Consider the following 2,759-nt stretch of genomic DNA (forward strand, 5'->3'; position numbering starts at 1 on the left):
ATCTTCCCGGATTCGCTTTTTGGTCAGAATCCCATAAGACTCAAAATCGGCTTCTTTGATTTTGGCCCGGTAACGTTCGTGCTGCCACCAGCCTTCTCCGCTGATTTCCAATTTCCATTTCACCATTTTCGCGTACTGCGAATTCTTCGTAAGCGTATAATAGGTTTGATTTTTGGAAAACAAATGCGGTTCCATTTCCAGGATGACATAATTGGCTCTCCCGTCATTGACCCGAATGATGTTGCAATTTTTCATGATCGAATCCGAAAGCACAAAACACACTTTCGTATTTCCGAAGTATTCGTATTGATCCGCAGTATCCTGAAGCAGTCTTTTTCCTGCATAAAATAAGTGAATTTCGACTCTGCGGTGATTTTCATCCGGATTCCGGATCGCATTTTCCTCTCCTTTCGCAACACTGGAAACAGGTGTTTTAGCCGGTAGAATTTTTTCCAGGTATTCTTTCACCCGGTCGGCGCGCTTTTTCGAAAGGCGGAAATTGAGTTTTTTCTTTCCCGTTGAATCCGCAAAACCAATGACCTGAAGGCTGTCTATTTTCTTCAGATTCCAGGAAAAAATGTATTTCTGAATGTGTTGTTTGTTCTCTTCCAGAAGTTTGGAATCACCACTTGGGTAATAAATAGAAAACACTTCCTGGGCAGACAAACGCGCACTGCTTAGTGCAAAAATCAGCAGCAACATCAGGCTTGTTTCAAACGAAAAAAGACCCATCGGCTGACGGGTCTTCAGGTTTCTTTTCCGCATCACGGAAGCGAATATAGTTCTTATCTTGAAAGATCCAATGTTCAAAAGTTCAAAGAGTCCAAAATTTGAACGTTTAAACTTTTTCGAACCTTTTCTATTCGTGAACAATGAGTTTAAATCCTTTTCCATGGATATTCAAAATCTCAATGCGCTCATCTTCTTTCAAAAGCTTACGCAATTTGGCGATATACACGTCCATAGAACGACCGTTGAAGTAATTATCATCTCCCCAGATTGCGCGCAAAGCGGCTTGTCTGTCCAAAACCTCATTGCGGTTTTTACACAACAAATGAAGCAATTGTCCTTCTTTGGTTGTCAATTTCTTTTGTTCGTCTTTCAAATGAAGAATGCGCGAAACCGGTTCGTACTGAATGGTTCCGATCTGCTGAATTTCACTTTCATCCGTATCCGGAGTTCCTGTTCTTCTCAGAATTGCTTCAATACGCGCCAATAATTCCTCCATTGTGAAAGGCTTGGTCATGTAATCATCCGCACCACTTTCGAAGCCTTCCAGTTTATCTTCCTTCATTGCTTTTGCCGTCAGGAAAAGAATCGGAACTTTCGGATCGATCAAGCGTACTTCCTTCGCCAATGTAAACCCATCCATTTCCGGCATCATCACATCAAAAATACAGAAGTCGAAATGTCCGTCTGTGTATTTTTCATATGCGTGTTTTCCATTGCGCGCAAGCTCAACCTGATAACCTTTAGCTTTTAAAAAAGTCTGTAATAATTGACCCAAGTTGTCGTCGTCTTCTGCTAATAAAATTGATTTTTGCTTAGCCATAATTATCTTTTTATTGTTACACGAAATTCTGAACCCTCTCCAACCTGACTGGTTACATGAAGGCTCCATCCGAACATATCAGCGAGTGCTTTCACATAACTCAAGCCCAAACCGAAACCTTTCACATTGTGAACATTTCCGGTTGGAACACGGTACAATTTATCAAATATTTTCGAGATATGTTCACGTTTAATACCAATTCCTTTATCTATCACGGACAATTCCAGGCGCTCGGGGAATACTTCCAGTTTCACCGTTACATGAATTTTGTCCTTGCTGTATTTAATTGCATTATCTACCAGGTTATTCACCATATTGGTAAAGTGCATCCGATCTCCCTGAATATACACCTCTTCCTTAGGAAGTTGCAGAATCAGTTCGCCGTCAGAACCAGCAATCCGGAAGGACGCCGTTTTAGCTACCGACTGAATCACTTCGATCACCGGAACCTTTTCCATTTTCACTTTCAGCTCGCCACGATCAATCACCGCACTTTGCAAGATTGATTCAACCAACACACCCAAACGTTTGTTTTCTTCCTGAATCATCTTCACAAAAGGAGCTGCATTTTCCGTTTGGCCACCCATCATCGTCGGATCGTGCATGGCCTCACAAGCCAATGAAATCGTGGAAATCGGTGTTTTAAACTCATGCGTCATATTCGAGATGAAATCGTTTTTCAGTTCGAATAACTTCTTTTGAGTTAAAATGGTACGGAACATGTAAGAAATTGTGATAATAATCATTACTGCCAGAATCAAACTCACAATCAACAAGCTTCCCATTGATTTCAAGACGAACAAACGACTGTGCGGGAAACTCACATGCAAGGTCAGTTTATCTTCCAGGATTTTATTTGGGAAAAGCATCGTCGACTGCGCTTTGACCGTATCTAATTTGATATCGTAATCGCTTAATGCGTTTTTAAATTTTACCGGCTCGTTGTTTTCTTCCACAACCACGAATTTGAACTCATCCGGTAATCTATCCGCCACCAGTTCCTTCCGGATAATGGAATCGAGAATTTTTAAATTAATCCGCTTTTCCGGGTCCAGATACATGTTGTCGCGGAACGTTTCGACCATCAATTCATTGATATACTTGGCCTTCTTAACAATTTTGTGCATCACGCGCTGATCGAGGTGATACGCTGCTCTGACAGAATCCCGGTGAAACAAACTCGGATTTGAACCATCAAATAATTCGT

Annotated in this window: 3 protein-coding genes; all 3 read right to left on the bottom strand. The window is 41.4% G+C overall.

From position 1 onward, the window contains the following. Nucleotides 1-765, bottom strand: a 765-nt coding sequence (locus Q1V93_RS12125) for an OmpA family protein (RefSeq protein ID WP_300665039.1), incomplete at its 3' end; no start/stop codon positions are given. Nucleotides 766-859: 94 nt separating this feature from the next. Next, complete coding sequence (locus Q1V93_RS12130; RefSeq protein ID WP_300665041.1) at nucleotides 860-1,552, bottom strand: response regulator transcription factor; 693 nt, start codon at nucleotides 1,550-1,552, stop codon at nucleotides 860-862. A 2-nt stretch (nucleotides 1,553-1,554) separates the two neighbouring features. Further along, nucleotides 1,555-2,759 (bottom strand): HAMP domain-containing sensor histidine kinase (locus tag Q1V93_RS12135; protein ID WP_300665043.1); only part of this gene is annotated, 1,205 nt, incomplete at its 5' end.

The sequence above is a fragment of the Fluviicola sp. genome (assembly GCF_030151805.1).
Lineage (GTDB): Bacteria > Bacteroidota > Bacteroidia > Flavobacteriales_D > Crocinitomicaceae > Fluviicola.